Annotated in this window: 8 protein-coding genes; 5 read left to right on the top strand and 3 right to left on the bottom strand. The window is 64.3% G+C overall.

Going from position 1 to position 6,563, the window contains the following annotated elements; genetic code table 11:
- Nucleotides 1-90: hypothetical protein (locus tag AWC03_RS17585; RefSeq protein WP_142274729.1), on the top strand; the 90-nt coding region annotated here is incomplete at its 5' end.
- Between the two features lie 132 nt (nucleotides 91-222).
- Entirely contained in the window at nucleotides 223-1,113 is an 891-nt protein-coding gene (locus AWC03_RS17580) for an alpha/beta fold hydrolase (protein WP_085242003.1), read from the top strand.
- A gap of 21 nt (nucleotides 1,114-1,134) precedes the next feature.
- Here the strand turns inward: AWC03_RS17580 and AWC03_RS17575 are convergent, their stop codons facing one another.
- The 3 genes from AWC03_RS17575 to AWC03_RS17565 are packed head-to-tail and all read right to left on the bottom strand — an operon-like array spanning nucleotide 1,135 to nucleotide 3,113.
- The gene (locus tag AWC03_RS17575; protein WP_085242002.1) at nucleotides 1,135-1,911 is read right to left on the bottom strand and encodes a hypothetical protein; all 777 of its coding nucleotides are present in this window, start codon (nucleotides 1,909-1,911) and stop codon (nucleotides 1,135-1,137) included.
- 12 nt (nucleotides 1,912-1,923) lie between these two features.
- Nucleotides 1,924-2,757, bottom strand: coding sequence for a mycofactocin-coupled SDR family oxidoreductase (locus AWC03_RS17570; RefSeq protein ID WP_085242001.1), 834 nt, complete (start codon nucleotides 2,755-2,757; stop codon nucleotides 1,924-1,926).
- Between the two features lie 38 nt (nucleotides 2,758-2,795).
- Nucleotides 2,796-3,113 (bottom strand): 2Fe-2S iron-sulfur cluster-binding protein, encoded by a 318-nt coding sequence (locus AWC03_RS17565; RefSeq protein ID WP_085242000.1) that lies wholly within the window; start codon nucleotides 3,111-3,113, stop codon nucleotides 2,796-2,798.
- A 132-nt stretch (nucleotides 3,114-3,245) separates the two neighbouring features.
- Between AWC03_RS17565 and AWC03_RS17560 the strand changes: the two genes are divergently transcribed.
- The 3 genes from AWC03_RS17560 to AWC03_RS17550 are packed head-to-tail and all read left to right on the top strand — an operon-like array spanning nucleotide 3,246 to nucleotide 6,538.
- The gene (locus AWC03_RS17560) at nucleotides 3,246-4,871 is read left to right on the top strand and encodes a flavin-containing monooxygenase (protein ID WP_085241999.1); all 1,626 of its coding nucleotides are present in this window, start codon (nucleotides 3,246-3,248) and stop codon (nucleotides 4,869-4,871) included.
- Entirely contained in the window at nucleotides 4,871-5,671 is an 801-nt protein-coding gene (locus AWC03_RS17555; RefSeq protein ID WP_085241998.1) for a mycofactocin-coupled SDR family oxidoreductase, read from the top strand. The genes AWC03_RS17560 and AWC03_RS17555 overlap by 1 nt, the downstream gene beginning before the upstream one ends.
- Before the next feature lie 12 nt (nucleotides 5,672-5,683).
- Nucleotides 5,684-6,538, top strand: coding sequence for an SDR family oxidoreductase (locus AWC03_RS17550; RefSeq protein ID WP_085241997.1), 855 nt, complete (start codon nucleotides 5,684-5,686; stop codon nucleotides 6,536-6,538).
- The last annotated feature ends 25 nt before the right edge of the window (nucleotides 6,539-6,563 follow it).

Below are 6,563 nucleotides of genomic sequence, written 5' to 3'. Positions count from 1 at the left end.
CGCGCCGGCCAGCGCAAACTCATCGGCGGCCAAGAAGACCAACTCATCGACATCGCCCTCGAAATCAAACGCGAGCAGCACACGGTGTGACACACGTGGTGGACGGTAAGTTGGCTGTGCAGCAACAGGTGTCGCCGGGCGCTATCCAGCACCAGTCATAACACCACCCGGTCAGCGGAACACCGCGGCGTGCCACCCGCAACGCCGTGGCAGGCTGACACCGTGACAGACACTTCCGAACGGGTCTTCCTAGGCGAGCAGGACGTGCGCGAAATCCGCCTACCGGAAGGGATTTTGCGCTATTACGACACCGGTCCGGAGGCCTCGCTGGCGTCGCCGCTGCTCTTCCTGCATGGCTCGGGTCCCGGAGTCACCGGATGGCGCAACTTCCGCGGCATACTGCCCACCTTCGCCGAGCGATTCCGCTGCATCATCCTGGAATTTCCCGGTTTCGGCGTCAGCGACGACTTCGGCGGCCATCCCATGGTCATGGCATTTGGCACCGTATCGCCGTTCTTGGATGCGCTGGGCGTCGATAAGGCGCATATCGTCGGCAACTCGATGGGCGGGGGTGTGGGCATCAACTTCGCTATCCACAACCCCGACCGTGTCGACCGGCTGGTCACCATCGGCGGAATCGGAATCAACATCTTCAGCCCCAGCCCGAGTGAGGGCATCCGGCTGTTGCAGGAGTTCGTCGAGGACCCGACGCGGCAGCGGCTGGTCGACTGGCTCAAATCGATGGTGTACGACCAGTCCTTGGTCACTGAGGAACTGGTCGAGGAGCGCTGGCAGTTGGCCACCGATCCGGACACCTTGGCCGCGGCGCGCCGGATGTACGGCAAAGCGGCGTTTGCCGCAATGAACGCCGCGATGGCCGCGTCCGAAAACCCGATGCCGTGGGCGGTCCTGCACAAGTTGACTGTCCCCACGCTGCTGACGTGGGGTCGCGACGACAGAGTGAGCCCACCGGATATGGCGCTGATCCCGATGCGCACCATCCAAGACGCCGAACTTCACGTATTTCCCAAGTCCGGGCACTGGGCGATGATCGAAGCGAAGCAAGCCTTCGAAAGCACCGTGCTGGCGTTCCTCTCACGGCAGCATTCATGAAGCGGCGATGGGAACGCCGCGTCACCAGTCCTGCCAAGGGATGATCGTGCGCAGCGGCGTGCTGATCACGGTTTGTCCCAATATTGATGCCGGCAGCAGAGTTTCGGCTGCAGCGACGCAGTCACGCACGAGTCTCGAGGTGGCGATCGGTTCACCATCAAGGTAGAGCACGCGAACCCGCAATGCTCCCCGAGTATCAGTGGCGTCAACTCGCCGAAGGCCGAGACCGTCATCCTGATGGCGGTCGAGCGAAAATGTCCACGCCCCGGCCACTCCCGGCAGATTGAGCAGCTCCGGGATGAGTACGCGGTCTTCCCAACGATGATTCTCGTGGGTGTCCGTCCCAAGCGGGTCGGCGAACCTGGTCACCGTCAGGTGCAACCCGCGATTGGGCCGATACGGAATCACCGCCGGCGACACTAAAGAAGATGCCGCCGCGTAGCCCTTGACGGGCCGGAAGAACGCCAGCAACGTCCGCCGCACACCCGGAATCATGGGGCCCCGACCCCACTCGAAGGAGTCCACGCCCAATTGCTCCCATTCCCGTACTGCGTCGGCGACGGGATTGCGAAACCAATACATGGCGATGTAATCCGCGTCCGCCTGCTCGGGCTCGGCGGTTGAGTCAGCGCGGCACTCAGCAGTCCGCGCCCACCGATCACCCCACGCGACTCCCGGTAGGGCCAAGTTCTCTGGTCGATGGTCGAGTTGATGCCATTCGTTGTAACGGCGGTGCAGATGCGGCTCCGGATTGTCCAGCGCGACAAAGGAAAAGAAAGCCAGCGAACAGTCTTTCATGTCGCGCCCTCCCTATCGTTGAGTCGCACCGGCGTCGACGGGCAGCGTGACCGCGGTGATATAGCGCGCCTCGTCGGAAGCGAGAAACAAAGCGGCGTTGGCGACATCGACCGGTTCTACCCACGGCACCGCGAGCATGTTCATGCGAAGGGCCGCTTCGGCGAACTCGGCACGCGTCGGCGTCCTGTCGAGGTCGGGACGAAACGCGTTGCGCACTGCGTCGTTTTGAATCAGCGGAGTGTCCACATTGGTCGGATGGACGCAATTGACTCGGACATTGTGCGGCGCAAGTTCTTTGGCCAGGCTCTGCATTAGGCCGACCACGCCGTGCTTAGCCGCGGTGTAATGGGCGACGCCCACCAATCCGCGAAGGCCCGCGATCGAATTGGTCAGGACGATCGCACCCCCACCTTGTGCGATCAGGTGTGGCGCAGCGGCCCGACACGTGTGCCACACACCGGTGAGGTTGACATCCAACATGGTGCGCCAGGCCGCTTCGGTGAGGTCGAGCGCCAGTGCACGCGAGGTGATCCCAGCGGTAGCACACACCACGTCCAATCTTCCCAGCCGTCGCACACCGCGATCGGTGGCGGCCTGGACGCCGTCGCGGTCGCGCACGTCGACGATCTCGGTATGTATTTTGGCGCCGGCATCGCGCACTTGGACGGCGGTGTGCTCGAGGTCTTCAAGTGTGCTGTGCGGAACCACCACTGTGTCAACCGGAGCGCACACGTCAAGGGCCACGATATCGGCGCCCTCCTGGGCTAACCGAACCGCCTGCGCACGCCCGATTCCCCGCGCCGCGCCCGTGATCAGGGCCACCTTCCCGGCGACCCTGCCGGTCACGTCGCAAACTCCGTCATATCGACACGCCGTTCATGCGCCTAGAACTCAATGTGGATGTTGTCGGTCACTGGTCGGGCTTGACAGCCGAGGATCAAGCCTTCGGCGCGGTCTTCGGGTCCCAGCACATCTCCACCGGCCATATCCACCTCGCCGGAAATCAGGGTCGCCACGCAGGAGCCGCAATGCCCTTCACGACACGAGTGCGGCACATTGATCCCGGCATCAAGCAACGTGTCGACCAGGGTCCGGTCGCGTCGCCATTCCAGTCGATGGAGAGCACCGTCCAACTCGACGTCTACGGTGGCCACCTCGACGTCGGTGCACAGCGCAGCGCCTTGTTCTTCGACATCTGCCATGCGGCTGATCCTTGCCATGTTGGTGCGTGATGTCTTGGTCGCATTCCGATGGACGGGAGGTCGCCATCCCGGCGTCCAGTCACCGGGACGTCTCCTGCGATTCCGGGTGCAGCGGCTCTACCGTCGCTGTTCGTGACCAGTAGCACGGACGACGGGTTGGACCAGAGCATCGACGTGGTGGTCGTAGGTGCCGGCTTTGCCGGGCTTTACGCCCTGCACAAGCTGCGCGCCGACGGGTTGACGGTCAAGGTGTTCGAGGCCGGTCCCGATGTGGGTGGCACGTGGTATTTCAACCGGTATCCCGGCGCCCGCTGCGACGTCGAGAGCGTCGACTACTGCTATTCGTTCTCCGATGACCTGCAGCAGGAGTGGGACTGGTCGGAAAAGTACGCCACCCAAGAGGAGATCCTGCGCTACGTCAACTGGGTGGCCGACAGGTTGGATCTGCGCCGCGACATCGTCTTCAACACCCGTGTCACGTCGGCGGTTCTCGACGAGCAGCGGTTGCGGTGGACGGTGACCACCGATGCCGGGCAACCGGTGAGCGCGCGGTTTTGTGTGATGGCGACGGGCCCACTGTCCGCGGCGATGACCCCACCTTTTGCCGGCCTGGAGAGTTTCACCGGCGAGATCTACCACACCGCGGCATGGCCACACGAGACGGTCGACTTCACCGGTAAGCGCGTCGCGGTCATCGGGACGGGATCTTCGGGCATTCAGTCGATCCCGATCATCGCCGAACAAGCCTCGCAACTCTACGTCTTTCAGCGCACCCCGAATTACAGTGTCCCCGCCGGCAATCGGCCTCTCACCGACGAAGACCGGGCCCGGGTCAAGGCGAATTACGCCGAACGCAGGCGCTTATCATGGCACAGCGGCGGCGGCTCACCACACATCGCCCATCCGAAACTGACGATGCAAGCCAGCCCCGAAGAGCGGCGCGCGGCGTTCGAAAAACGCTGGGATCTCGGCGGGGTGCTGTTCTCCAAAACCTTCTCCGACCAGATGATCGACCCGGACGCCAACGAGGAGGCGCGCAAGTTCTATGAGGAGAAAGTGCGGGCCATCATTGATGATCCCGCGCTGGCCGAACTGCTGATCCCCACGGATCACCCGATCGGCACCAAGCGAATCTGCACCGACAGCAATTACTTTCAGACATTCAACCGCCCCAACGTGACACTGATCAGTGTGCGAAACACGCCGATCGAATCTGTCGATGCCACCGGCATCAACACCAGCAACGCCCATTACGACCTGGACATGATCGTGTTGGCTACCGGATTTGACGCGATGACAGGGGCATTGGCCAAAATCGACATCGTCGGCCGGGGCGGCAAACGGCTGCGCGATGACTGGAGCAATGGACCGCGAACCTATTTGGGTCTGAGCATTGACGGCTTTCCCAACTTGTTCGTCGTGTGCGGCCCCGGCGCGCCGGCGGTGCTGGCCAACATGGTGCTGCACGCCGAGGCGAATGTGAATTGGATCGCCGACTCGATCAGATATCTCGACGACCACGGCTACACGGCGATCGAGGCGACTCCCGAAGCGGTGGACAACTGGGTCGCCGAATGCGCGCGCCGAGCCGAGGCCACCCTGTTCACCAAGGCCAACTCCTGGTACATGGGCGCCAACGTGCCCGGCAAGCCGCGGGTGTTCATGCTGTTTCTCGGCGGGTTTGGGACCTACCTCGACATCTGCAACGAAGTCGCCGAGGCCGGGTACAAAGGGTTTTCGCTGACCAAGGCGCCCTGATGTCGAGCCTGTCTGGTCGTGTGGCGCTGGTGACAGGCGCTGGGCGCGGCACCGGGCGCGCCCTGTGCGAGCGATTCGCCGACGAAGGCGCCGACGTCATCGCGGTGGACGTGCCGGCGGCAGCAGAAGACCTCGAACAGACCGCCGCCGCGGTGGCGCAGCGCGGCCGACGCGCGGTGACAGGTCTGGCCGATGTCAGCGACTTGGGCGCACTGACCGGCGCGGTGGATGCCGCCGTCGCCGACGTGGGACGCCTTGACATCATTGTCGCCAACGCCGGAATCCATACCACCCACGCCCCGACGTGGGAGATCACTGCCCAGAGTTGGCAACAAGCCCTCGACGTCAATGTGACCGGCGTCTGGCATACCGTCAAAGCCGCCGTCCCCCACCTCGGCGAGGACGGCGGGTCGATCGTGATCATCGGTTCTACCAACGCTCTTCGCGGTACGGCCAACACCGCTCCTTACACCGCGAGCAAGCATGCCGTGGTTGGGCTGGCGCGCACGCTCGCCAACGAGCTCGGCCCGCGCGGAATTCGCGTCAATACTGTTCACCCGGGAGCCGTCGGGACCTCGACGGTGCTCAATGAGGCGACGTTTAAACGTCTTCGGCCTGACCTGGCCAGCCCGACGGCGGCCGACGCCGCCGAGGTGCTCACAGCTCGCCACCTGCTCCCGGTGCCGTGGGTGGAACCCGGCGACGTGGCCAATGCCGTGGTGTTCCTGGCCTCCGACCATGCCCGCTACATCACCGGCACCGAGCTCGTCGTTGACGCGGGCCTCTTGGCCAAGACCTAACGGGCAACGCAGATGGGTGTCTACGCCGTCACCGGATCGGCATCGGGCATGGGTCAGGCCGTCGTGCATAAACTGCGGGCCGCGGGTCACCGCGTGATCGGCGTCGACATCAAAGACGCCGACGTCCTCGCCGATCTGTCGACTCCCGACGGACGCAGGTCGGCCGCCGCTGCCGTGTCCGCTGCCAGCGACGGTCGACTCGACGGTGTCGTACTGGCCGCTGGTGTGGGACCCACCCCGGGCGCCGGTAGCACCGGCCGGATCCTGGCGGTGAACTTCTTCGGTGTGGTCGAGCTCCTAGAGGCATGGCATCCGGCATTGGCGGCAGCTGGCAGCGCCAAGGTTGTTGTAGTGAGCAGCAATTCGACAACGACAATGCCGTTGGTGCCCCGACGTGCCGTGCGGGCGTTACTGGGCCGCGATCTCGACAAGGCCGAGCGTGCACTACGAGTGTTCCGATCGGCTGCCCCATCGATGGCCTACGGCGCATCGAAGATCGCAGTGGCTCGCTGGGTGCGGCGGACCGCGGTCACGTCGGCGTGGGCGGGTGCGGGTATCCGGCTCAATGCGATCGCCCCGGGCGCGGTCATGACCCCGCTGCTCGAGCGACAGCTCGCCACACCGCGTGAAGCCAAGGCCATCCGCGCGTTTCCGGTCCCGGTCGGTGGGTTCGGTGACCCCACGCACCTCGCGGACTGGATGGTGTTCATGTTGTCGGATGCCGCCGCGTTTCTCTGCGGCAGCGTGCTTTTCGTCGACGGCGGGTCTGATGCCTACTTCCGCGCCGACGACTGGCCAGCCCGCGTCCCCACTCCGCGACTGCCGCGGTATATGTGGCGGTTGCTGAGGTTTGGCCGTCGGCGATAGGTTTGACGGCGGTAATCACCGGGCC

The organism is Mycobacterium europaeum (assembly GCF_002102155.1).
GTDB lineage: Bacteria > Actinomycetota > Actinomycetes > Mycobacteriales > Mycobacteriaceae > Mycobacterium > Mycobacterium europaeum.
Note: the sequence above shows the minus strand (reverse complement) of the source record. Positions and strands in the feature narration are given on the sequence as shown.